Origin of the sequence: Pseudomonas brassicacearum, from assembly GCF_009601685.2 — a bacterium.
Classification (GTDB): domain Bacteria; phylum Pseudomonadota; class Gammaproteobacteria; order Pseudomonadales; family Pseudomonadaceae; genus Aquipseudomonas; species Aquipseudomonas kilonensis_B.
The window spans coordinates 130,991-153,425 of the sequence record NZ_CP045701.2 but is presented as its reverse complement, the minus strand read 5'-3'; the positions used below and the strand labels follow the sequence as shown (position 1 = coordinate 153,425).

General features: G+C 61.5%; 21 protein-coding genes. 16 read left to right on the top strand and 5 right to left on the bottom strand.

Going from position 1 to position 22,435, the window contains the following annotated elements:
- The first annotated feature begins 282 nt into the window (after positions 1 to 282).
- The 4 genes from GFU70_RS00695 to GFU70_RS00680 all read left to right on the top strand — a co-directional run bounded on the left by GFU70_RS00695 (position 283) and on the right by GFU70_RS00680 (position 4,703).
- Positions 283 to 1,734 carry an alanine/glycine:cation symporter family protein gene (locus tag GFU70_RS00695; RefSeq protein ID WP_058544173.1) on the top strand — a complete coding sequence of 484 codons (1,452 nt, stop codon included), beginning with the start codon at positions 283 to 285 and terminating at the stop codon, positions 1,732 to 1,734.
- A 132-nt stretch (positions 1,735 to 1,866) separates the two neighbouring features.
- Entirely contained in the window at positions 1,867 to 2,871 is a 1,005-nt protein-coding gene (locus tag GFU70_RS00690; RefSeq protein ID WP_153387464.1) for an asparaginase, read from the top strand.
- Positions 2,872 to 3,086: 215 nt separating this feature from the next.
- Positions 3,087 to 4,079, top strand: a complete 993-nt coding sequence (locus GFU70_RS00685) for an AraC family transcriptional regulator (protein WP_116643480.1) — start codon at positions 3,087 to 3,089, stop codon at positions 4,077 to 4,079.
- Positions 4,080 to 4,244: 165 nt separating this feature from the next.
- Positions 4,245 to 4,703, top strand: coding sequence for an REP-associated tyrosine transposase (locus GFU70_RS00680; RefSeq protein ID WP_081264419.1), 459 nt, complete (start codon positions 4,245 to 4,247; stop codon positions 4,701 to 4,703).
- Between the two features lie 384 nt (positions 4,704 to 5,087).
- On the opposite strand, the gene GFU70_RS00675 is transcribed toward GFU70_RS00680, so the two are convergent.
- Positions 5,088 to 5,738 (bottom strand): HAD family hydrolase, encoded by a 651-nt coding sequence (locus GFU70_RS00675; protein ID WP_116643481.1) that lies wholly within the window; start codon positions 5,736 to 5,738, stop codon positions 5,088 to 5,090.
- A 103-nt stretch (positions 5,739 to 5,841) separates the two neighbouring features.
- A complete protein-coding gene (locus GFU70_RS00670) occupies positions 5,842 to 6,387 on the bottom strand; it encodes a gamma carbonic anhydrase family protein (RefSeq protein ID WP_153387463.1) in 546 nt (181 codons plus the stop codon).
- A 72-nt stretch (positions 6,388 to 6,459) separates the two neighbouring features.
- Here GFU70_RS00670 and prlC point away from each other — a divergent pair, with 72 nt between their 5' ends.
- The 3 genes from prlC to GFU70_RS00655 all read left to right on the top strand — a co-directional run bounded on the left by prlC (position 6,460) and on the right by GFU70_RS00655 (position 10,916).
- A complete protein-coding gene (prlC, locus tag GFU70_RS00665; RefSeq protein WP_193034270.1) occupies positions 6,460 to 8,538 on the top strand; it encodes an oligopeptidase A in 2,079 nt (692 codons plus the stop codon).
- Positions 8,535 to 8,816 carry a YheV family putative zinc ribbon protein gene (locus tag GFU70_RS00660; RefSeq protein WP_046064694.1) on the top strand — a complete coding sequence of 94 codons (282 nt, stop codon included), beginning with the start codon at positions 8,535 to 8,537 and terminating at the stop codon, positions 8,814 to 8,816. Before prlC ends, GFU70_RS00660 begins: the two co-directional genes overlap by 4 nt.
- Before the next feature lie 111 nt (positions 8,817 to 8,927).
- Positions 8,928 to 10,916, top strand: coding sequence for a M3 family metallopeptidase (locus GFU70_RS00655; protein WP_153387462.1), 1,989 nt, complete (start codon positions 8,928 to 8,930; stop codon positions 10,914 to 10,916).
- Positions 10,917 to 10,919: 3 nt separating this feature from the next.
- Here the strand turns inward: GFU70_RS00655 and GFU70_RS00650 are convergent, their stop codons facing one another.
- A complete protein-coding gene (locus GFU70_RS00650; RefSeq protein ID WP_153387461.1) occupies positions 10,920 to 11,600 on the bottom strand; it encodes a dual specificity protein phosphatase family protein in 681 nt (226 codons plus the stop codon).
- 182 nt (positions 11,601 to 11,782) lie between these two features.
- Here GFU70_RS00650 and GFU70_RS00645 point away from each other — a divergent pair, with 182 nt between their 5' ends.
- The 3 genes from GFU70_RS00645 to GFU70_RS00635 all read left to right on the top strand — a co-directional run bounded on the left by GFU70_RS00645 (position 11,783) and on the right by GFU70_RS00635 (position 15,397).
- The gene (locus tag GFU70_RS00645; RefSeq protein ID WP_058544166.1) at positions 11,783 to 12,841 is read left to right on the top strand and encodes a PA0069 family radical SAM protein; all 1,059 of its coding nucleotides are present in this window, start codon (positions 11,783 to 11,785) and stop codon (positions 12,839 to 12,841) included.
- A gap of 202 nt (positions 12,842 to 13,043) precedes the next feature.
- A complete protein-coding gene (locus tag GFU70_RS00640; protein ID WP_058544165.1) occupies positions 13,044 to 13,775 on the top strand; it encodes a carbonic anhydrase in 732 nt (243 codons plus the stop codon).
- Between the two features lie 92 nt (positions 13,776 to 13,867).
- Positions 13,868 to 15,397 carry a SulP family inorganic anion transporter gene (locus tag GFU70_RS00635; RefSeq protein ID WP_153387460.1) on the top strand — a complete coding sequence of 510 codons (1,530 nt, stop codon included), beginning with the start codon at positions 13,868 to 13,870 and terminating at the stop codon, positions 15,395 to 15,397.
- A 129-nt stretch (positions 15,398 to 15,526) separates the two neighbouring features.
- Here GFU70_RS00635 and GFU70_RS00630 read toward each other — a convergent pair whose 3' ends face one another.
- Positions 15,527 to 16,177 (bottom strand): hypothetical protein, encoded by a 651-nt coding sequence (locus tag GFU70_RS00630; protein WP_058544163.1) that lies wholly within the window; start codon positions 16,175 to 16,177, stop codon positions 15,527 to 15,529.
- A gap of 374 nt (positions 16,178 to 16,551) precedes the next feature.
- On the opposite strand from GFU70_RS00630, the gene coxB reads away from it, so the two are divergent.
- The 4 genes from coxB to GFU70_RS00610 all read left to right on the top strand — a co-directional run bounded on the left by coxB (position 16,552) and on the right by GFU70_RS00610 (position 20,851).
- Positions 16,552 to 17,679 (top strand): cytochrome c oxidase subunit II, encoded by a 1,128-nt coding sequence (gene coxB / locus GFU70_RS00625; RefSeq protein ID WP_058544162.1) that lies wholly within the window; start codon positions 16,552 to 16,554, stop codon positions 17,677 to 17,679.
- 82 nt (positions 17,680 to 17,761) lie between these two features.
- The gene (gene ctaD, locus GFU70_RS00620) at positions 17,762 to 19,354 is read left to right on the top strand and encodes a cytochrome c oxidase subunit I (RefSeq protein WP_116643485.1); all 1,593 of its coding nucleotides are present in this window, start codon (positions 17,762 to 17,764) and stop codon (positions 19,352 to 19,354) included.
- Positions 19,355 to 19,387: 33 nt separating this feature from the next.
- Entirely contained in the window at positions 19,388 to 19,939 is a 552-nt protein-coding gene (locus GFU70_RS00615) for a cytochrome c oxidase assembly protein (RefSeq protein WP_116643486.1), read from the top strand.
- 24 nt (positions 19,940 to 19,963) lie between these two features.
- Positions 19,964 to 20,851 (top strand): cytochrome c oxidase subunit 3, encoded by an 888-nt coding sequence (locus GFU70_RS00610; protein ID WP_153387459.1) that lies wholly within the window; start codon positions 19,964 to 19,966, stop codon positions 20,849 to 20,851.
- 7 nt (positions 20,852 to 20,858) lie between these two features.
- Here GFU70_RS00610 and GFU70_RS00605 read toward each other — a convergent pair whose 3' ends face one another.
- Positions 20,859 to 21,062: a twin transmembrane helix small protein gene (locus GFU70_RS00605; protein ID WP_058543180.1), complete on the bottom strand. Its 204-nt coding sequence runs from the start codon at positions 21,060 to 21,062 to the stop codon at positions 20,859 to 20,861.
- Positions 21,063 to 21,132: 70 nt separating this feature from the next.
- Here GFU70_RS00605 and GFU70_RS00600 point away from each other — a divergent pair, with 70 nt between their 5' ends.
- Together GFU70_RS00600 and GFU70_RS00595 are read left to right on the top strand one after the other, a co-directional pair.
- Positions 21,133 to 21,870 (top strand): SURF1 family protein, encoded by a 738-nt coding sequence (locus GFU70_RS00600; RefSeq protein WP_153387458.1) that lies wholly within the window; start codon positions 21,133 to 21,135, stop codon positions 21,868 to 21,870.
- Entirely contained in the window at positions 21,836 to 22,429 is a 594-nt protein-coding gene (locus tag GFU70_RS00595) for a hypothetical protein (RefSeq protein ID WP_058543187.1), read from the top strand. The genes GFU70_RS00600 and GFU70_RS00595 overlap by 35 nt, the downstream gene beginning before the upstream one ends.
- Positions 22,430 to 22,435 lie beyond the last annotated feature (6 nt).

The following is a 22,435-nucleotide window of genomic DNA, read 5'->3' as shown; positions in this document are numbered from 1 at the left end:
AACCTGACCGAAAGGCCAGGTGTTTCAAAGGGTCCGCTTCGTCGGACGCACCACAACTGTGCAGACGGGCACCGCACTGATAGGTATAGTGCCGCCCCTCTTCGCATGAGCGGTCGTCTGCAGCGAGACCCTTAAACATGCGAAAACCGAACTAATAACAAACCCGCGAAAATGGACCGGGACGAAACATCGCCTCACCTGTCGGGCCGCGCGCCGACCGATGTAACGCGATGTTTCCAAATGGCCAGCATTTGCTTAAACAAAAAACAGCGAGGAATACTCATGCTTGAAGTCATCAACGACTTCCTCTCAGGGAAAGTGCTGATCGTGCTCATTGTCGGGCTCGGGAGCTACTTCACGATCCGCTCGCGTTTCGTCCAGTTCCGTCATTTCTTTCACATGTTCGCGGTGTTCCGTGACAGTTTGAAAAGCAGCACTGACCAGCTCAGCTCATTTCAGGCGCTGATGCTCAGCCTGGCCGGTCGTGTCGGCGCGGGCAACATCGCCGGTGTCGGCATCGCCGTGACCCTCGGCGGTCCTGGTGCAGTGTTCTGGATGTGGGTGACCGCGCTGGTCGGCATGTCCAGCAGCTTCTTCGAGTGCTCCCTCGGCCAGCTCTACAAGCGCTGCGACGCCGAAGGCCAGTTCCGTGGCGGCCCGTCCTACTACATCCAGCACGGCCTGCAGAAGCGCTGGTTGGGCATGGTCATGGCGGTCCTGCTGCTGGTCACCTTCGGCTTCGCCTTCAACGGCCTGCAAGCCCACGCAGTTACCCATTCCCTGAACAACGCCTTCGGCTTCGACACCACCTACACCGGCCTGGGCCTGGCGGTGCTGCTGGGCCTGGTGTTCATCGGTGGGATCAAGCGTATCGCCAAGGTGGCCGACCTGCTGGTACCGGTCAAGACCCTGGCGTACATCGGCGTGACCCTCTATGTCATCGTGCTGCAGTTCGAACACGTACCGGACATGCTGGCGACCATCGTCAGAAGCGCCTTCGGCCTGGACCAGGCCTTTGGCGGCCTGATCGGCAGCGCCATCGTCATGGGCGTCAAGCGTGGCGTGTTCGCCAACGAAGCCGGCCTGGGCAGTGCGCCAAACGTGGCCGCCGTCGCGTCGGTCGAGCACCCGGTAGCCCAGGGCGTGGTTCAGGCGTTCAGCGTGTTCCTCGACACGTTCCTGATCTGCACCTGCACCGCACTGCTGATCCTGCTGTCGGGCTTCTACACCCCGGGCTTCGAAGGCGACGGCATTGCCCTGACCCAGAACTCCCTGGCGGCCGTCGTGGGTGACTGGGGCCGGATATTCATCTCCGTGGCCCTGTCCTTGTTCGTGTTCACCTCGATCCTCTACAACTACTACCTGGGCGAGAACAACCTGCGCTTCATGCTGGGTGAAAACCGCAAGGCCCTGATCGCCTACCGCACACTGGTTCTGGTCCTGATTTTCTGGGGCGCCATCGAAAACCTCGGCACCGTGTTCGCCTTCGCCGACATCACCATGACCCTGCTGGCGTTCGTGAACCTGATCGCGCTGTTCCTGCTGTTCAAGGTCGGCATGCGCATCCTGCGTGACTACGATGACCAGCGTTCGGCCGGCATCAAGACCCCTGTCTTCGACTCCAGCAAGTTCCCGGACCTGGATCTGGACCGCAAGGCTTGGCCGGCCAACCCATCGGCGCCGGTTACCAAACCTGACGCCAAGACTGCTGGCGTGGCCGCAGCGCAACGCTGATCGGTAATCAAGGAAAAAAACCGGGCGCATCCCCTGCGCCCGGCGTGACACAGCCTAAGGTCGGCGTCATGCTCGACCTTATGTTGTGGCAGCTGACCCAAGCTGCCGTTTTCGTCCTCGGAGAACAACCCCATGAATGGCTTGACCTACCCTGCCGCCCAGCACGTCATGGTGCTCTATACCGGCGGCACCATCGGCATGCAGGCCAGCGCCCACGGCCTGACCCCGGCATCCGGTTTCGAAGCGCGGATGCGTGACTACCTGCACAACCAACCCGAACTCGTCGTGCCGCAATGGCGCTTCCGGGAAATGTCGCCGCTGATCGACAGCGCCAACATGACCCCGGCCTATTGGCAACAACTGCGCGAAGCGGTGGTCGATGCCGTGGATGGGCAGGGCTGCGACAGCGTACTGATCCTGCACGGCACCGATACCCTGGCCTACAGCGCCGCGGCGATGAGCTTCCAGTTGCTGGGCCTGCATGCACGGGTCTGCTTCACAGGCTCCATGCTGCCCGCCGGCGTGACCGACAGCGACGCCTGGGAAAACCTCAGCGGCGCGCTGGTCGCCCTCGGCCAGGGCCTGGCGCCGGGCGTGCACCTGTACTTCCACGGTGAGCTGCTGGCGCCGACCCGTTGCGCCAAGGTGCGCAGCTTCGGTCGCCACCCGTTCAAGCGCCTGGAACGCCAGGGCGGCGGCGTCAAAGCCTCCTCGCTGCCGGCGCAGTTGAACTACAACCAGCCCAAGCAATTGGCGAACATCGCCGTGTTACCGCTGTTTCCCGGCATCAGCGCACAGGTCCTCGATGGCCTGCTGGGCAGCGGCATCCAGGGCCTGGTGCTGGAGTGCTACGGCAGCGGCACCGGGCCGAGCGACAACCCGGCCTTCCTCGCCAGCCTCGAGCGGGCGCGGGACAGCGGCGTGGTGGTCGTGGCGGTGACCCAATGCCATGAAGGTGGCGTCGAGCTGGACGTTTACGAGGCTGGCAGTCGCTTGCGTGGCGTTGGCGTGCTGTCCGGCGGTGGCATGACCCGCGAGGCGGCGTTCGGCAAGTTGCAGGCGCTGATTGGCGCGGGGTTGCCGGTGGAAGAGGTTCGGCGGCTGGTAGAGCTGGACCTGTGTGGCGAACTGAGCTGACACACTGCAAAACCTGTGGGAGGGGACACTTGTGGGAGCAAAGCTTGCTCGCGATGCAGGCGACACAGGTCAACTGTAAGGTCGCGTCATCGTTCTTCGCGAGCAAGCTTTGCTCCCACAGGTTTACTCCCACACTAGAGGTTGTGTTGAACCTTCGATTTTCATCCGGCATATAACTTGCTCCATCTCCAGCCTTCCCCAGGCTGGAAACGGACATGCTGCATTCCCACCTCACCACCCTCAATGCCGTCTCACTGGTCCTTAGTACCTTTAAAAGCGCAGGGTTGCCCAGCGATGCATTGCTGGCCGGCAGCGGCATCAGCGCGGCGGACCTGAGCCGGGCCGATACGCGTATCACCACCAACCAGGAGATGCAGGTCTGCGCCAACGCCGTGGCCCTCAAGCGCGACATCGGCCTGGAGCTGGGCCTGCGCATGCACGTTTCGTCCTACGGCATGCTCGGCTATGCGCTGCTCACCAGTGCCACCTTAGGTGACGCCTTGCGCCTGGCGCTGCGCTATCCGGCGCTATTGGGAACACTCTTCGAACTGAACCTGGACGATGACGGCGAGCACATCTGGTTCAGTGCCGGCGATTATCGGGAGAATCCGGCCCTGGCGGTGTTCAATGCCGAGTTCTGCATGGTTTCGCTGAAGGTGATCTGCAATGACCTCCTTGGTCATGCACTGCCCTTGCGTGCGGCACGCTTCGAACATCCAGCGCCCGATTACCAGGCGCGCTACGCAGCGCTCTTCGATTGTCCGGTGCGCTTCGACAGCATCGATAACGCGTTCGCTTTCGAGCGCCACTGGCTCGACCACCCCCTGCCCCTGGCCGACCCCATCACCCATCACGCCATGGCCGAACGTTGCCGCCGGCAGAACACTGAATTCACCGGACGCCAGGCCTGGTTGGGGCGGATCCGTCAGTTGCTCGACGCCCAACTGAACGCCGCCCCCGGGCTGGAAGGCCTGGCCGAACAGATGAACTGCTCGGCGCGTACCTTGCGGCGCCACCTCAAGGACCTGGGCTGCAGCTACCAGGAGCTGCTGGACGAATTGCGCTTCGAACGGGCCAAGCAGATGCTTTGCGAGGACCAATTGCCGATCTATCGAATCGCCGAACGACTGGGTTTCAGCGAAACCGCCAGCTTCCGCCATGCCTTCGTGCGCTGGAGCGGGGTGGCGCCCAGCCAGTTCAGGGCCTGACCTTCCCAGGGAATCACCTCCTTCATGTACGACACCTTACCCCTGTGGGAGCAAGGCTTGCCCGCGATGGCGTCAACCCAGACACATCCTGCTCCAACATTCCAAGTCGGATCCGCTTCTGCTGTCCTAGCCTTGAAATAAAGGACAGATTAAGGACGATCATTTGTGACAACACGGCCTCATTCCCAAGGGTTGCGTTCCGGACGATATTCGCAGCCTGGACAAATCTATTTACTGACCGTGAATACGCGCGATCGCGAGCCGCTTTTTAGCCGCTTCGAGACAGGACGCTTAGTCGTTGATGCCTTCCGAAAGGCTCAGGAAGAGCAATTTGCCCACTCGTTGGCCTGGGTGGTGATGCCAGACCATTTTCACTGGCTGATCGAATTGCAGGGGATAGACCTTTCCAAACTGATTGCGCGAACGAAGTCTCGGACCACGGTTGTCTTCAATCGATTGACGCAGCGGGAAGGATCGCTTTGGCAGGAAGGATTTCATGACCGAGCCATTCGCAAGGAGGAGGATCTGCAAACAGTCGCTCGATATGTCGTGGCAAACCCGCTGCGAGCCGGTTTAGTTACAAAAATAGGGGACTATCCATTGTGGGACGCGATATGGGTCTGATTCGATTTGAGCGGCGTCGACGACGGCCTCATCGCGGGCAAGCCTTGCTCCCACAGGTATTCCAATTCTGTTTTTTGGGGGGAGCAAGCCTGATTCCATAGGCATTCCAAATGCTGCTTTTGAAGGGGGGCGAGCCTGCTTCCATAGGCACTCCAAATGCTGCTACTTGGAGGAACAAGTCTGCTTCTACAGGCATTCCAAATGCTGCTTTGAAGGGGGGGCGAGTCTGCTTCCATAGGCACTCCAAATGCTGCTACTTGGAGGAACAAGTCTGCTTCCACAGGCATTACAAATGCTGCTTTTGAGGGGGAAGCAAGCCTTGCCCCCAATAGCATTCAAGCCGCGGTCCTGTGGGAGCAAGGCTTGCCCGCGATGGCAATATGACTAACCCCGCAAAAACGCCTGATGCAACGCATCCACCGTCTCGAAGTGATACGCCGGGCCCTCGGCGCTGAGTTCTTCATGGCTGCCAAAGCCATACCCCACCGCCGCGGCATCCAGGCCATTGCTGCGGGCGCCGATCAGGTCGTGTTTGCGGTCGCCGATCATCAGGGTGCCGGTCGGGTCGAGGCCTTCTTCGGCCAGCAGGTGGGCGATCAGCTCGACTTTATTGGTGCGGGTACCGTCCAGTTCGCTGCCGTAGATCACTTTGAAGTGCCGGGCGAAGTCGAAGTGGCGGGCGATTTCCCGGGCGAAGACCCAGGGTTTGGAAGTGGCGATGTACAACTGGCGCCCTTGGCCGCCCAAGGTTTCCAGCAACGGCATCACGCCGTCAAAGACACGGTTCTCATAAAGACCGGTGACCTTGAACCGTTCGCGATAGAAATTCACCGCCTCCCAGGCCTTCGCTTCGTCGAAGTCGTAAAACTGCATGAAGGCCTGCAACAGCGGCGGACCGATGAAATGCTCGAGGCGGGTCAGGTCGGGTTCGTCGATACCCAGTTTGCTCAAGGCGAACTGGATCGAACGGGTGATGCCCTCGCGGGGGTCGGTGAGGGTGCCGTCGAGGTCGAAGAGTACAGTCTGGTAATGCATTGCAGTTCCTGGGAGTAATGGGGCTGCTGCGCCCGAAGCGTCGGACCGGCCCAGCGGGAGCAAGCTCCCTCGCCACGATGAATAGAGGTGGCAGGCGACCCCGTCAGACCTGGTCGTAGCCTTCGGCCAGATGCAGGTCCTTGAGCTTCACGTAGTTCGCCGCGCTGTAAGTGAAGAAGGCGCGCTCCTTGTCCGTCAGCGGCCGGGCCTGCTTCACCGGGCTGCCCACATATAAAAAGCCGCTTTCCAGGCGCTTGCCCGGCGGTACCAGGCTGCCGGCACCGATGATCACATCATCTTCGACCACCGCGCCGTCCATGACGATGCTGCCCATGCCGATCAGGACCCGGCTGCCCACGGAGCAGCCATGGAGCATGACCTTGTGGGCGATGGTCACGTCGTCGCCGATCAGCAACGGGAAGCCCTCGGGATTGAACGGCCCAGCGTGGGTGATGTGCAGCACGCAACCGTCCTGGACGCTGGTACGCGCACCGATACGGATGCGGTGCATGTCGCCGCGAATGACCGTCAGCGGCCAGACGGAGCTGTCTTCGCCGATTTCAACGTCGCCGATCACCACCGCGGTGCTGTCGACAAAAGCGCCACGGGCTAGCCGCGGGCGGTGGTTCTGGTACGTGCGAAGGGTCACGATAGGCTCTCTCTTATCCGGTGATAGGCGCTGCTAGCTGCGGTGAACGTCGATTGTAATTAAGATGGGCCCATGTTTCTTCCAGCCAAGGTGTCGACCGTGAGCGTGAACAACCCTCTTTTACAGCCCTATGACCTGCCGCCATTCTCGGCGATCCGTGCCGAACACGTGCAACCGGCCATCGAGCAGATCCTGGCTGACAACCGCGCCGCCATCGCCGAGCTCCTCAAGACCCAAGTCCAGCAGCCTACCTGGGCCGGCCTGGTATTGGCGATGGACGAGCTCAATGATCGACTGGGCGCTGCCTGGAGCCCGGTCAGCCATTTGAACGCCGTGCGCAACAGCCCAGAACTGCGCGAAGCCTACGAGGCCTGCCTGCCGGCGCTGAGTGCCTACTCCACCGAGCTGGGCCAGAACCGCGAATTGTTCCAGGCCTTCGAAGCCCTGGCGAGCAGCCCTGAAGCCGCCGGTTTCGACGTCGCGCAGAAAACCATCCTGGAACATTCCCTGCGTGACTTCCGCCTGTCGGGTATCGACCTGCCGCCGGAGCAGCAGAAGCGCTACGCCGAAGTACAGAGCAAACTGTCCGAACTGGGCAGCCGCTTCTCCAATCAACTGCTGGACGCGACCCAGGCCTGGACCAAGCACGTCACCGACGAGGCCGCCCTCGCCGGCCTGACCGACTCGGCCAAGGCACAAATGGCCGCGACCGCCCAGGCCAAGGAACTGGACGGCTGGCTGATCAACCTGGAATTCCCCAGCTATTACGCGGTGATGACCTACGCCGAAGACCGCGCCCTGCGTGAAGAAGTCTACGCCGCCTACTGCACCCGGGCGTCGGACCAGGGCCCGAATGCCGGCCAGAACGACAACGGCCCGGTGATGGAGCAGATCCTTGACCTGCGCCAGGAACTGGCCCAATTGCTCGGCTTCGCCAACTTCGCAGAACTGAGCCTGGCGACCAAAATGGCTGAATCCAGCGATCAGGTCCTCAGTTTCCTGCGGGACCTGGCCAAGCGCAGCAAGCCGTTCGCCGCCCTGGACCTGGAACAGCTCAAGGCCTTCGCCGCCGAGCAGGGCTGCCCCGACCTGCAAAGCTGGGACAGCGGTTTCTACGGTGAAAAACTGCGCCAACAGCGTTACAGCGTCGCCCAGGAAGCCCTGCGTGCGTACTTCCCGATCGACAAGGTACTGGGCGGCCTGTTCGCCATCGTGCAGCGCCTCTACGGCATCGAGATCGCCGAACTGAAAGGCTTCGACACCTGGCACCCGGACGTGCGCCTGTTCGAAATCAAGGAGAACGGCCAGCACGTCGGTCGTTTCTTCTTCGACCTCTACGCCCGCGCCAACAAGCGCGGCGGTGCCTGGATGGACGGCGCCCGCGACCGTCGTCGCACCATCGACGGCGTCCTGCAGAGCCCGGTCGCCAACCTGGTGTGCAACTTCACCCCGGCTGACAGTGGCAAACCGGCCCTGCTGACCCACGATGAAGTCACCACCCTGTTCCACGAGTTCGGCCATGGCCTGCACCACCTGCTGACCCGCGTCGAACACGCCGGTGTGTCCGGCATCAACGGCGTGGCCTGGGACGCCGTGGAGCTGCCGAGCCAGTTCATGGAAAACTGGTGCTGGGAGCCTGAAGGCCTGGCGCTGATCTCCGGCCACTACGAAACCGGCGAGCCACTGCCCCAGGACCTGCTGGAGAAAATGCTCGCGGCGAAAAACTTCCAGTCCGGCCTGATGATGGTCCGCCAACTGGAGTTCTCGCTGTTCGACTTCGAGCTGCACGCCACCCACGGCGACGGCCGTAGCGTGCTGCAAGTGCTCGAGGGCGTGCGCGACGAAGTGTCGGTCATGCGTCCACCGGCCTACAACCGCTTCCCCAACAGCTTCGCCCACATCTTCGCCGGCGGGTACGCGGCGGGCTACTACAGCTACAAATGGGCGGAAGTGTTGTCGGCCGATGCGTTCTCCAGGTTCGAAGAGGACGGCGTGCTCAACGCTGACACCGGGCGTGCCTTCCGTGAGGCGATCCTGGCGCGCGGTGGCTCCCAGGAGCCGATGGTGCTGTTCGTCGACTTCCGTGGCCGTGAGCCGTCGATTGACGCACTCTTGCGCCACAGCGGCCTGACCGAGGACGCGGCAGCATGAGCGAGGGACCAGTGATTACCAAGCGACGCTTTATCGCCGGGGCGGTCTGCCCGGCCTGCAGCGAGCCGGACAAGTTGATGATGTGGAACGAAGACGGCGTGCCGCACCGTGAATGTGTGGCCTGCGGTTATTGCGACACACTCAACGAGCAAGGCCTGTCAGTGCCCAAGGAATTGGGTACCCGGGTCAATACCTCGGCGCTCAAGGTGCCGGACGCCAAGGTCCAGGCAGTGCAGTTTTTCCCCAACCCCAAGCTGAAGAAAAAACCGACGGAATGATCCGGTATCACCTTCCGGGCCCTGTGGCCCGGAAGCGATACATATATATCGCCATTTCCCACAGCGGCCTGCCCAGACTGTCCATTCCGTTCAGTCCATGGAAGGCTTCCGATGCCCACCGAAAACAATCCGCTATTGCAGGTCCATGACCTGCCGCCTTTTTCCCAGATCCAGGCCAGGCACTTCTCGCCGGCCCTCGACCGGATTCTTGCCGAGAGTCGCGCCCAAGTGGCCGACATTATCCGGACACAGGCACCATTCCCCACCTGGGACGACCTCGTGTTGGCAATGGACGAGATCCACGCCCGCTTAAAGAGCTTCGCCTATGTGCTGGAACGACTGACCTCGACCAGGACCGGTGACGCCTGGACGCAGGCTTCGCTCGATTGCAGCGAACGGTTGCACGATTACCAACGGTCATTGCGGCGAAACCCCGAACTGTTTCAACTCTACCAGCGCTTGGCCAACAGCCAGATCGCCAGGCATTTCACCCCCGCGAGAAAACGAACGCTGGAAAAAATCCTCCGGCGGTTTCACCAGAACGCAGTGACGCACACCGCACAGGCAGACTTGAAAGACCTGCAACTGCGCATCCAAGGCGCCCGGAGCTTGTTTCTGGAGCACCTGCAAGAAGCCAATAAAGCCTGGAGCCAAGCGTTTGACGACGAGGCACAGTTGAGCGGCCTGCCGTCGTCCTTCAAACAACGCATGGCCCACCAGGCGCGTGAGGCTGGACGCAAGGGCTGGTTGCTGACGCTCAACGAGGAGTCGTTTCGTATCGTCACCCGTTACGCTGACGATCAGGGTTTGCGCAAGCAAATGTACGTCGCCTTCAGCACGCGCGCATCGGATCAGGGGCCCCATGCCGGCCTGTTCGACAACGGCGAAGTCCTCGCGCAGTTGCTCAGGGATCGCCATCAGCAGGCGACGTTACTGGGTTATTCGAATTACGCGCAAATGACGCTCGAACCGGAACAGGCCGAGTCACCTGAACAGGTCCTGTCGTTCTTGCAAGAACAGCTCGCCCAGCGGCGCGGCGTATTTGCCCGGGACACCGAGCAACTGGAAAAATTTGCCGCAACACAAGGCTTCAGCGGCCTCCAGCCTTGGGATTATCAATACCTGGTCGAAAAGCTTCGGCGGCAAACGGCTGGGGTTTCGGAGCAAGACGCCAGTGCCTGGTTTGAACTGGAGTCGACTTTTGCACAACTGTTGCTGATCGCCAGGGACCTGTTCGGCGTGGACATCGTTGAACGCCGGGATGTGCCGACCTGGCACCGGGACGTGCGTCTTCTTGAAGTCCGCGAGCGGGAAGAAACCGTGGGCTACTTCTATTTCGACCCGTTTGCAGAGGCGAACCAGGACGGTTTCCCCAGTACCACCATCCTGCGCAACCGGCGCATCACCGCCGAAGGCCGGCCCCGACACCCCATCGCTGTCTTGCATAGCTGGCTGCCACGGGCCTCAGGTGCAAGCCCGGTGTTGCTCGATCATCGGCAACTGCGCATCCTCTTTCATGAACTCGGCCATTGCTTGCATCACGTCTTGACCCGGGCTGAATACCGCGACGTTTCGGGCATCTCGGAGCTGTCCCGGGATACGGCCGAATTCGCCGGGATGTTGTTCGAGCAGTGGTGCTTCACCAAGCCCTGCCTGATCCGGGTATCGAAACATCACCAGACCGGGGCGCCCTTGCCTGACACCATCGCCGATCAATTGCTGGTCTACCTCCATACCCAGACCAGTTGGGACACCGCACTGTTCTTGCGCGATGCGCTGTTCGACATGCAATTGCACCGCAGCCACGGTGACGGACGCACCGCCCAACAAGTATTCGATCAAGTCAGCGCACAGGTCGGGCATCTGCCGGTGTCTGCAACCGAACGCTGGCCCAATGGCCTGGACTACATGGTGACCGGCTATGGGGCCAGGCTCTATGCCTATGCCTGGTCGAGGGAATTGGCGAAAACCGTGTTCCAGAGATTCCAGCGCGATGGGCTGTTCAACCGGGAAACCGGGCGGGCGTTGCGCGAGACGATTTTCGGGCCGGGCGATTCGCGACCGCTGTCCGAGTCGATCGCGGCGTTTCTGGGCACGTAGCGATCATCGTTCGGGAAGTACAACCTGAGGGTCAACGTGAATCGCCGTCGTGGTTGAGTTGACCCAGCTTTCCAGGGAGCAAAGGGCAAAGACGCTGGTGCTGCAATCGCCATTCGCCAGCGCCACGCGGAGTTTGTCGACATCGGCCTGCATCATGTAGCGCACCCCATCCTTGAAGTGATGGCTGTCACCGAAGCCGCCTTCGGTCATTTCGTTCAAGGCATCCTCCTTGCTCCAGCCCTGCACCACCACCCGGTACATGGCGGCGACCAGCCCGGTGCGGTCCGAGCCGTGCTTGCAATGCATCAGCACCGGCCCCTTGGCTTCGGCCGCCTGGATGGCGCGCAAAGCCTTGAGGATGTCGCTGTCATCGACATGATTGGTGCGATAGGGCAGTTGCACTTGCTCGATGCCGGGGGTGGACAACCAGCGCTTGTCCGACTCCGGCAGGAAGTTGATCACCGTGCCGATCTTGAGTTTGGTCAGCAAGGGCAGCGCTGCGCCGTCCGGCAGGGAGCTGCGGTAGAGCGTCGCAGACATCTGGTAGAGGTTGTAGTCCTTTTCCACCGGCTGCGCCCATTCAGCGGGCCTCGCGTCAGGGGTATCGGCCGCTTGGGCGGGGATCTCGGCGAACCCGATGAGCAGGGCCAGGCAGAGCAGTGAACGGGAACAGAGCTTGAGCATGCACGGACGACCGAAAACGAAGGAATGCGAGATCAACAGTTTCGGCTCGCTGCGGTTAAAAGCCTGTGAGGAGAACGTCAAAGCGTTGTGAACGATGATCGGGGACTCGGGCTGCTGAATGGCACTGGCCTTAATCGAATGCAACGAATACTGTATGCACATACAGCTTTCGGAGTATTCCCATGCCAGCGTCTCTTGCGCCTCGCGGCCGCGGCACCGCGACCAACCCGCACAACCGCTTCGCCCCGAGTCGCTCGGTGGCCGAGGATGACGGCTGGTACCAGGAAGTCCCGCCGACCCAGGGCACCGAAGTGCGCATCGAAATGGCGAAGACCATTATTACCCGCAACACCTCGTCCGATATCCCCTTCGACCGCTCGATCAACCCGTACCGAGGCTGCGAACACGGCTGCATCTACTGCTATGCGCGGCCCAGCCATGCCTATTGGGACCTGTCGCCGGGGCTGGATTTCGAAACGAAGCTGATCGCCAAGACCAATGCCGCCGATGTGCTGGAAGAGCAATTGTCCCGGCGTGGCTATCAATGCGCGCCAATCGCGCTGGGGTCCAACACCGATCCCTACCAGCCTATCGAACGCGAACAACGGATCACCCGCCGGATTCTCGAGGTGCTGCTGCGCTATCGGCATCCGGTGACCATCGTCACCAAGGGTTCGCTGATCCTGCGCGACCTGGACCTGCTGACCGAACTGGCGCAACAACGCCTGGTGCACGTGATGATCAGCCTCACCACCCTGGACGATGAGCTCAAGCGCATTCTCGAACCCCGCGCGGCGGCGCCCAAGGCGCGGTTGCGGGCGATCAAGGTCATGCGCGAGGCGGGCATTGCCGTGGGGGTGCTGTGTGCGCCGATGATCCCGATGATCAACGACAGCGAGATCGAGAGCCTGCTGGCCGAAGCCCACGCCGCCGGCGCGCAGAATGCCGCCTACGTCATGCTGCGCCTGCCGCTGGAAGTCGCGCCGCTGTTCGAGCAGTGGTTGCAGGCGCACTACCCGCAGCGCGCCGCCCATGTGCTGAGCCTGGTCCGCCAGAGCCGCGGCGGCGAACTGTATGACAGCCGCTTCGGTGCGCGGATGCGCGGCGAAGGCCCGTTCGCCGACCTGCTGGCCCAGCGTTTCGCCAAGGCCCTCAGGCGCTTGGGGCTTGAGCGCCGCGACGGATACAATCTCGATTGCGATGCCTTCTGTCCGCCGGGCCGACAGATGTCGTTGATTTGATTAAAGTTGACCTTGGAAAGGCCACTGGACATGAGCTGCGCCAGTGTTTCGCCACCCCTGAAATCGTTGTCCTAGAGCCTTCGATTTCAGTTTGAGTTAAGTTTCGGCCGCTACCTTGTTCTTCGAGTGACTGACGGGTCGAACACCTCGACCTGGACGTTTTTTAACCAGCCACTGGCGTCAACGTCAAAGAGGATGAATCATGAGTGACAAGGATAAACAGCCGTTGGCTGCGTCGGCTTCAGCCCAACCCGAGGCGGAAACCGCCGATGCAGCGCTGCAGCACATTGTTGACGGCTTTTTGCATTTCCATCACGAGATCTTTCCGCAACAGGAAGAGCTCTTCAAGAAACTCGCCACCGCCCAGGCGCCCCGGGCGATGTTCATCACCTGCGCCGATTCGCGCATCGTGCCCGAGTTGATCACCCATAGCTCCCCCGGTGACCTGTTCGTGACCCGTAACGTCGGCAACGTCGTGCCGCCTTACGGCCAGATGAACGGCGGCGTCTCCACCGCCATCGAATACGCCGTGCTGGCCCTCGGCGTGCAGCACATCATTGTCTGCGGCCATTCCGATTGCGGCGCCATGCGTGCCGTGCTCAACCCCGACACCCTGGAAAAGATGCCCACGGTAAAGGCCTGGCTGCGCCACGCCGAAGTGGCCAAGACCATGGTCCACGACAACTGTCCGTGCGGCGACGAAAAACAGACCATGTCGATCCTCACCGAAGAGAACGTGATCGCGCAGTTGCAGCATTTGCGAACGCATCCCTCGGTCGCATCGCGCATGGCCAATGGTCAATTGTTCATCCATGGCTGGGTGTACAACATCGAGACCAGCGAGATCAAAGCCTACGACGCGGACCAGGGACGTTTCCTGCCGCTCGATGGCAGCCATCCGATACCGGTGGCGACGCCCAAAGCGCGCTTCTAACCACTCCTAAACATCCTTGTGTGGTTCAGCCTTACCGCTATTTTGCGCGGTAGGGCCTCGCCATGCCTGAAGAAAACTTCGGGAGAGTCGCCATGCGTGCTGCTCAATTAAAAGCTGTTGTGCCACGGGAGCTGTTGGCTTCGGTGGTTGTGTTCCTGGTGGCGCTGCCCTTGTGCATGGGCATTGCCATCGCGTCCGGCCTACCGCCGGCCAAAGGCCTGATCACCGGCATCATCGGTGGCCTGGTGGTGGGTTTCCTGGCAGGTTCCAAGCTGCAAGTCAGTGGCCCGGCCGCCGGGCTGGCGGTGTTGGTCTTCGAATTGGTGCGCCAGCATGGCGTGGCCATGCTCGGGCCGATCCTGCTGCTGGCCGGTCTGTTGCAATTGTTGGCCGGGCGCTTTCGCCTGGGCTGCTGGTTCCGGGTCACCGCGCCTGCGGTGGTGTACGGGATGCTCGCGGGTATCGGCGTGCTGATCGTGTTGTCCCAGGTCCATGTGATGCTCGACGCGGCACCCAAGCCGTCAGGGCTGGATAACCTGGCGGCGTTCCCGGCGGCGGTGGCCCAGGCCTTGCCGTCCCTGGGCTGGCAGGCCGGCCTGCTCGGTTTGTCGACGATTGCGGTGATGTGGCTGTGGGAAAAATTTCGCCCCCACAGCCTGCGCTTCATTCCCGGCGCCTTGCTTGGCGTAGGCCTGGCGACCATCGCCAGCCTGCTGCTGGCCTTGCAGGTCAAACGCGTGGAAGTGCCGGAGAACCTCGCCGAAGCCATTGATTGGCTGCGCCCGGCGGACCTGCTGAACCTGGCCGACCCGACGCTGCTGATCGCAGCCTTCGCTGTCGCCTTCATCGCCAGCGCTGAAACCCTGCTGTCGGCGGCTGCGGTGGATCGCATGCACAGCGGTGATCGTGCGGACTTCGACCGCGAACTGTCGGCGCAAGGTATCGGCAACATGCTCTGCGGCTTGCTCGGCGCCCTGCCGATGACCGGGGTGATCGTGCGCAGCTCGGCCAACGTCCAGGCCGGGGCCACCACGCGGATGTCGACGATTTTCCACGGCCTGTGGTTGTTGCTCTTCGTGCTGTTGCTGTCCAGCGTGCTGCAAAGCATTCCGGTGGCGAGCTTGGCGGGGGTGTTGGTGTATACCGGTTTCAAACTGGTGGACCTCAAGGCGTTTCGCAGCCTGGGTCGCTATGGCCGGATGCCGATGTTCACCTACGCCGCAACGGCGCTGGCGATCATCTTCACCGACCTGCTGACCGGTGTGCTGATCGGCTTCGGCCTGACCCTGGCGAAACTCGCATGGAAAGCCTCGCGGCTGAAAATCAGCTTGATCGACCTGCCCCAGGAAGGCGAGATGGAGCTGCGGCTGATAGGCGCGGCCACCTTCCTCAAGGTCCCGGCGCTGACCCAGGTGCTGGGTACCATACCGACGGGTGCGACCGTGCATGTGCCGCTCAATAACCTGAGCTACATCGATCACTCGTGCCTGGAGTTGCTGGAAGAATGGGGCCGAGCGAATGCCAGCAAGGGTTCGAAGCTGCTGATCGAATCCCGCGGGCTCAAGCGTCGATTGGAAGGGCGGTTGCGTACCACCGTAGGGGTTGGCGCAGCCTCTGCCTGACACCCCAAGTCCCAATGTGGGAGCGAGCTTGCTCGCGAAAGCGGTGGGTCAGTTGGCTGATAGGCCGCCTGACACTCCGTCTTCGCGAGCAAGCCCGCTCCCACAGGGGGCTCATGTTTTGCTGCTGGATCAGGCCGCTGGCTGATCCAGTTCCAGCCCAACGCCCAGCTGGCGCGACAGGCAAGGCCAGCGCTTCCAGGCAGCGCCCGTGTCCGGGCTGCCGAGTTTCTCCCGGTAAGACTCCACCGATTCCAGCGCAAAGCTGTCTTCGTCGAGCATTTCGTCCACGGCGTGATGCACGGCTTCATCCAACTGGTTGGCGAACGGTTCACCGATCAAATGGTGAGCGATCAGGTTGGCGACCGTCATGTCCAGCGGGATCAGCGGCTGGCTGAAATGCTTGATATACAGGTCATTGACCTCCTCCACCAGCCGGTGGGCCAGGTAGGCTTCGTCCAGCAAACTGTCCAGGCCAACGTGGCCTTCCATCACCTTGGGTGGCTGGAGAAAAAACTGTTCGGCGATTGTCAGTACCGGCTTGATCTGCGATTCGATACCGGCTTCGCGGGCCACCTCGTTGGCGGCGTCCAGCAGGTCCGGCACTTGCTCGATGTAAGCGGTGACAAAACGGGTCATGACGCCCTTGGCGTCAATGTCCGGCAATTGGATCGCGGCGTGCAGATGCGGTAGCTGGGCCTCCAGCTGGCGGGTCAATTGGCCGGTCTCGGCTTCGTGTTGTTGGGCTTTTTGGATCTGCTCGCGCAATGCGGCGGTGTTCATGACAACTCCAGGAAACAAAGGCAATGAAATAGGGAAGACATAACTTAGCTGGCACAAAAACACTCCTAAGACCTATTTTTCATAACCGTCCCTTTCCTTGCAGCACCACAGTTATATCGGTTTGCCATCACTCAGGTTCGCATCCTTCTCCATTCGTGGGCTCTAGCGCAAGCCCCGGCTGTTTCAAACGATTTACGCCATCGCGTTGCGAGGTTGCAGGCGCTGTCTATACTCGGTTTGGAATGGAGTTAGCTGATGACACCCGATTGCATGTGCAGCAAGGCGCGGCGAGTCAATTAAGCAGTCTGAATAGCCGATCCCTTGCCGCAGGCTTTACGCCTACGGGATAACAAGAACGATAAGGGGAACCCGCAATGACGCGACATCCACACGTATGGATGGGCCTCCTGTTGTGGTCGATTTTCAGCCAGGCGCAAGCGGCCTGGACTGTGAATATGGCGCCTGGAGCGACACAGATCAGCAACGCAGTGTTCGACCTGCACATGACCATCTTCTGGATTTGTGTGGTCATCGGCATCATCGTCTTCGGCGCCATGTTCTGGTCGATGATGATGCACCGCCGCTCAACCGGCCAGAACGCCGCGCATTTCCACGAAAACACCCGCGTCGAAATCCTCTGGACCATCGTGCCCTTCCTGATCCTGGTGCTGATGGCGATCCCTGCCACCGCCACCCTGATCAAGATGTACGACTCCAGCGAGTCGGACATCGATATCCAGATCACCGGCTATCAATGGAAGTGGCACTACAAGTACCTGGGCCAGGACGTCGAGTTCTTCAGCAACCTGGCCACCCCCGCCGAACAAATCCATAACCAGAGCGCCAAGGGCGAGCACTACCTGCTGGAGGTCGACAAGCCGCTGGTGCTGCCGGTCGATGCCAAGGTGCGCTTTCTGGTGACCTCCGCCGACGTGATCCACTCCTGGTGGGTGCCGGCCTTCGCGGTCAAGCGCGATGCGATCCCAGGCTTCGTCAACGAAGCCTGGACCCGTGTCGACAAGCCCGGCATTTATCGCGGCCAGTGCGCCGAGCTGTGCGGCAAGGACCACGGCTTCATGCCGATCGTGGTGGAGGTCAAGAGCAAGCCCGACTATGAGAAGTGGCTGGGCGAACGCAAGGCCGAAGCTGCGCAGCTTAAAGAGCTGACCAGCAAGGAATGGACGCGCGAAGAACTCATCGAGCGTGGCGACAAGGTCTACCACACCACCTGCGTGGCCTGTCACCAGGCCGAAGGCCAGGGCCTGCCGCCGATGTTCCCGGCCCTCAAGGGCTCGAAAATCGCCACCGGGCCGATCAAGGATCACCTGAGCATTGTCTTCCACGGCAAGCCCGGCACCGCCATGGCCGCGTTCGGCAAACAGTTGTCGGAAGTCGATATCGCCGCGGTCGTGACCTATGAACGCAACGCCTGGGGCAACAACAAGGGCGACATGGTGACGCCTAAAGAAGTGCTGGAACTCAAACAGGCAGAAAGCCAATGAGCCGGCCTGACGTTCGTTCCCGCAACCGGTCGGGGCTCACCGCCCCGCGCCGTCCAGCCCACTCGTTCGAAGGAGACAGGACATGAGTGCTGTGATCGATGACCACGGTCATGCCGGCGCCGACCACGCCCACGGCCCCGCCAAGGGCCTGATGCGCTGGGTACTGACCACCAACCACAAGGATATCGGCACGCTGTACCTGTGGTTCGCGTTCTCGATGTTCCTGTTGGGCGGCTCGTTCGCCATGGTGATCCGCGCCGAGCTGTTCCAGCCCGGCCTGCAGATCGTGCAGCCGGAATTCTTCAACCAGATGACCACCATGCATGGCCTGGTGATGGTCTTTGGCGCAGTCATGCCGGCGTTCGTCGGCCTAGCCAACTGGATGATCCCGCTGATGATCGGCGCGCCGGACATGGCCCTGCCGCGCATGAACAACTTCAGCTTCTGGCTGTTGCCGGCGGCGTTCCTGATGTTGGTGTCAACGCTGTTCACAGCGGGGGGCGGGCCTAACTTCGGTTGGACCTTCTATGCGCCGCTGTCCACCACGTATGCGCCGGAAAGCGTGACATTCTTTATCTTTGCCATCCACCTGATGGGCATCAGCTCGATCATGGGCGCGATCAACGTGATCGCCACCATCCTCAACCTGCGTGCCCCTGGCATGACCCTGATGAAAATGCCGCTGTTCGTCTGGACCTGGCTGATCACCGCGTTCCTGCTGATCGCAGTGATGCCGGTGCTGGCCGGCTGCGTGACGATGATGCTGATGGACATCCACTTCGGCACCAGCTTCTTCAGTGCCGCCGGCGGCGGTGACCCGGTGCTATTCCAGCACGTGTTCTGGTTCTTCGGCCACCCCGAGGTGTACATCATGATCCTGCCGGCCTTCGGTGCCGTCAGCTCGATCATCCCGGCGTTCTCGCGCAAGCCGTTGTTCGGCTACACCTCGATGGTCTATGCCACGGCCGCCATCGCGTTCCTGTCGTTCATCGTCTGGGCGCACCACATGTTCGTGGTCGGCATTCCGCTGGTGGGCGAGCTGTTCTTCATGTACGCCACCCTGCTGATTGCCGTGCCCACCGGGGTGAAGGTGTTCAACTGGGCCAGCACCATGTGGCAAGGCTCGCTGACTTTCGAAACGCCGATGCTGTTTGCCGTGGCGTTCGTGATCCTGTTCTCCATCGGTGGTTTCTCCGGGCTGATGCTGGCCATCGCCCCGGCGGACTTCCAGTACCAGGACACTTACTTCGTGGTCGCGCACTTCCACTACGTGCTGGTGCCCGGCGCGATCTTCGGGATCTTCGCCTCGGCCTACTACTGGCTGCCGAAATGGACCGGCCACATGTATGACGAAACCCTCGGCAAGCTGCACTTCTGGCTGTCGTTCGTGGGGATGAACATGGCGTTCTTCCCGATGCACTTCGTCGGCCTGGCGGGCATGCCCCGGCGGATTCCCGACTACAACCTGCAATTCGCCGACTTCAACATGGTCTCGTCCATCGGCGCCTTCATGTTCGGCACTACGCAGATCTTCTTCCTGTTCATCGTGATCAAGACCATCCGTGGCGGCCCGCCTGCACCGGCCAAGCCGTGGGACGGGGCAGAAGGGCTGGAGTGGAGCGTGCCGTCGCCGGCGCCGTATCACACCTTCACTACGCCGCCGGAAGTGAAATAGATGACACAGGGTTCTGGGTAGGGGCTGGAAATCATGGCTGATTCGATCTCGATGAAAAAACTGGTCACCCGCCTGTTGCTGGTGGTGATGGCCATGTTCATCTTCGGCTTTGCCCTGGTGCCGATCTATGACGTGATGTGCAAGGCGTTCGGCATCAACGGCAAGACCGGCGGGCAGTACGAAGGCGAGCAGACCGTCGATGAGTCACGCCAGGTGCGGGTGCAGTTCCTGTCGACCAATTCGGTGGACATGGTCTGGGACTTCTACCCCAAAGGCGATGAGCTGGTGGTCAAGCCAGGAGCGGTGAACGAGATGGTGTTCGTCGCCCACAACCCCACCAACCGGCCGATGAGCGCCCAAGCGGTGCCGAGTATCTCGCCAAGCAACGCGGCAGCGTATTTCCACAAGACCGAATGTTTTTGTTTTACCCAGCAAGTGCTGCAACCCGGCGAACGCATCGAAATGCCCATGCGCTTCATCGTCGACCGGGACATGCCCAAGGAAGTGAAGCACCTGACGCTGTCCTACACGCTGTTCGATATCACCGCTCGTCATCCACCGGTGGCTCTAAACACTGACCGATAGCGTGCCCGATAAGGAGAACAATAAATGGCAACTCACGAACACTATTACGTTCCGGCCCAGAGCAAATGGCCGATCATCGCTACGGTCGGGATGTTCGTCACGGTGTATGGCCTGGCAACCTGGTTCAACGACCTTAAGGCGGCGCGCCCGGATTCCCACGGGCCGCTGATCTTTTTTGTCGGCGGTCTTCTGCTGGCCTACATGCTGTTCGGCTGGTTCGGCGCGGTGGTCAAGGAAAGCCGCGCCGGGCTGTACAGCGCACAGCTCGATCGCTCGTTCCGCTGGGGCATGAGCTGGTTCATCTTTTCCGAAGTGATGTTCTTCATCGCGTTCTTCGGTGCGCTGTTCTATGTGCGCAACATCTCGGTACCAGGCCTGGCGGGTGAAGGCACCAAGGGCCTGTCACACATGCTCTGGCCGAGTTTCGAGTTCGCCTGGCCGTTGCTGAACAACCCCGACCCGAAACTCTTCCCGGCACCCAAGGATGTGATCAGCCCCTGGGGCTTGCCGCTGCTCAACACCATCCTGCTGGTCAGCTCCAGCGTCACCGTCACCATCGCCCACCACGCCCTGAAAAAGGGCCATCGCGGTGCGCTGAAGATCTGGCTGGCGATCACCGTGCTGCTGGGTTGCGCCTTCCTGGGCTTCCAGGCCGAGGAATACATCCACGCCTACAAGGAACTGGGCCTGACCCTGGGCTCCGGCGTCTACGGCGCGACCTTCTTCATGCTCACCGGTTTCCACGGCGCCCACGTCACCATCGGCACGATCATCCTGTTCGTCATGCTGATGCGCATCATGCGCGGGCACTTCGACAACGAGCACCAGTTCGGCTTCGAGGCGGCGAGCTGGTACTGGCACTTCGTCGATGTGGTGTGGATCGGCTTGTTCGTCTTCGTCTACGTGCTCTGAGGCACGACTACCAAGGCGCGTGGGACACCAACTGGCCGCTGAAGAAACCCCAGGCGATCAAGCCGACGGTGACGGCGGCCAGGCTGACCCGGATCGCCAGGGCGATGACCAGGCGATTGGAACTGCTGTCGTCCTTGACCAGAAAAAACAGGCCGCTGAAGAGGCTGACAACCGTGGCAATCAGCATCAGGACGATGGCTGCTTTTAGCATTAGGGACACTCCGGGGGGACGCGATGCACGTGAGTATAGCTATCCCGTTCGACGGCTTTCGGACGGCGCCATGAAACACTTCCGGCCAGGCATCGTGCCGTCACTGGTGGTGGCCGTGCTGGTGCCCGTGATGGTGTGCCTGGGGTTCTGGCAATTGAGCCGGGGCGAACACAAGCGTGTGCTCATGGACAATTACGCCGAGCGCCGCGTGGCACCGCCGATGGACAGCACCGAGCTTGTGCACACCAGCGATCCGGCCTTTCGACCGGTCACGCTGCAAGGCCAGTTCGACGTCGAGCACAGCATCCTGCTGGACAACCGCCAACACGACGGCAAGGTCGGCGTCGAGTTGCTGCAACCTTTTCTCGACCACCGCACCGGGCTGTGGCTGCTGGTCAATCGCGGCTGGCTGCCCTGGCCCGACCGGCGCACCCCGCCGGTCTTCAACACACCGCAACAACCGGTGAACCTCCAGGCCTGGGTCTACGTCGCCCCGGGCGCCACCTTCCAGCTTCACGCCGACCCGGCGGGCGCGCCGTGGCCACGACTGGTCACCACCATCGAACCGGACAAGCTCTGGGCCGAACTGGGCCGCAACGGCTTCGCCTATGAACTGCGCCAACAAAGCGGCCCCGGCGCCTACCGGACCGATTGGCCGGTGGTCGCCATGGGCCCGGAAAAACACCTCGGCTATGCCGTGCAGTGGTTCGCCATGGCGGCGGCACTGTTCGGCCTGTTCCTTTATCTCGGATGGCACAACGCAGGGAGACACCATGGGAAACACCATGAATCCAACCAACACGTCTGAGGCGCCTATGGCACCCAACCGTCGCAAGGGACGCCTGCAATTGCTGCTGATCGTGCTCGGAGTGGTCGGCCCGATGATCCTGGCCACCGGCATGTACAAATTCCAGTTCTGGGTGCCCGACAGCCGCAGCTACCACGGCGAACTGATCGGCACCGGCCAGACCCGCGCCGAGATTGGCGTGCAGGCCGACGAGCAGCGCTGGCAGATCCTGGTCACCGCACCGCAGGAATGTTCGGTGGATTGCCGGCAACTGGTGTACCTGGCCCGGCAGGTGCAGATCGGCCTGGGCCGCGAAGCCTCCCGCGCCAGCCATGCCCTGGCCGTGGCTCAACCGCTGGACGCTGAGTACGACGCCCAGCTGCAGCGCGAATACCCGCAATTGCAACGCTACCCACTGGACCTGCCGGCCTATCAGAAAGGCGCCCAAGGCTCCGGCGGCGCCCAGCTGTGGATCATCGATCCCCACAGCAACCTGGTGCTGCGCTACGACGCCCGGGTCAAGGGCAAGGACCTGCTCAACGACCTGCGCCACTTGCTGAAACTGTCGAACATCGGATGAGGGCAT

Bases quoted from the DNA above. Each gene is read 5' to 3' on its own strand.
- GFU70_RS00695 (WP_058544173.1), top strand. From the start codon at position 283: ATGCTTGAAGTCATCAACGACTTCCTCTCAGGGAAAGTGCTGATCGTG.
- GFU70_RS00690 (WP_153387464.1), top strand. From the start codon at position 1,867: ATGAATGGCTTGACCTACCCTGCCGCCCAGCACGTCATGGTGCTCTAT.
- GFU70_RS00685 (WP_116643480.1), top strand. From the start codon at position 3,087: ATGCTGCATTCCCACCTCACCACCCTCAATGCCGTCTCACTGGTCCTT.
- GFU70_RS00675 (WP_116643481.1), bottom strand. From the start codon at position 5,738: ATGCATTACCAGACTGTACTCTTCGACCTCGACGGCACCCTCACCGAC.
- prlC (WP_193034270.1), top strand. From the start codon at position 6,460: ATGTTTCTTCCAGCCAAGGTGTCGACCGTGAGCGTGAACAACCCTCTT.
- GFU70_RS00660 (WP_046064694.1), top strand. From the start codon at position 8,535: ATGAGCGAGGGACCAGTGATTACCAAGCGACGCTTTATCGCCGGGGCG.
- GFU70_RS00655 (WP_153387462.1), top strand. From the start codon at position 8,928: ATGCCCACCGAAAACAATCCGCTATTGCAGGTCCATGACCTGCCGCCT.
- GFU70_RS00650 (WP_153387461.1), bottom strand. From the start codon at position 11,600: ATGCTCAAGCTCTGTTCCCGTTCACTGCTCTGCCTGGCCCTGCTCATC.
- GFU70_RS00645 (WP_058544166.1), top strand. From the start codon at position 11,783: ATGCCAGCGTCTCTTGCGCCTCGCGGCCGCGGCACCGCGACCAACCCG.
- GFU70_RS00640 (WP_058544165.1), top strand. From the start codon at position 13,044: ATGAGTGACAAGGATAAACAGCCGTTGGCTGCGTCGGCTTCAGCCCAA.
- GFU70_RS00635 (WP_153387460.1), top strand. From the start codon at position 13,868: ATGCGTGCTGCTCAATTAAAAGCTGTTGTGCCACGGGAGCTGTTGGCT.
- GFU70_RS00630 (WP_058544163.1), bottom strand. From the start codon at position 16,177: ATGAACACCGCCGCATTGCGCGAGCAGATCCAAAAAGCCCAACAACAC.
- coxB (WP_058544162.1), top strand. From the start codon at position 16,552: ATGACGCGACATCCACACGTATGGATGGGCCTCCTGTTGTGGTCGATT.
- ctaD (WP_116643485.1), top strand. From the start codon at position 17,762: ATGAGTGCTGTGATCGATGACCACGGTCATGCCGGCGCCGACCACGCC.
- GFU70_RS00615 (WP_116643486.1), top strand. From the start codon at position 19,388: ATGGCTGATTCGATCTCGATGAAAAAACTGGTCACCCGCCTGTTGCTG.
- GFU70_RS00610 (WP_153387459.1), top strand. From the start codon at position 19,964: ATGGCAACTCACGAACACTATTACGTTCCGGCCCAGAGCAAATGGCCG.
- GFU70_RS00605 (WP_058543180.1), bottom strand. From the start codon at position 21,062: ATGCTAAAAGCAGCCATCGTCCTGATGCTGATTGCCACGGTTGTCAGC.
- GFU70_RS00600 (WP_153387458.1), top strand. From the start codon at position 21,133: ATGAAACACTTCCGGCCAGGCATCGTGCCGTCACTGGTGGTGGCCGTG.
- GFU70_RS00595 (WP_058543187.1), top strand. From the start codon at position 21,836: ATGGGAAACACCATGAATCCAACCAACACGTCTGAGGCGCCTATGGCA.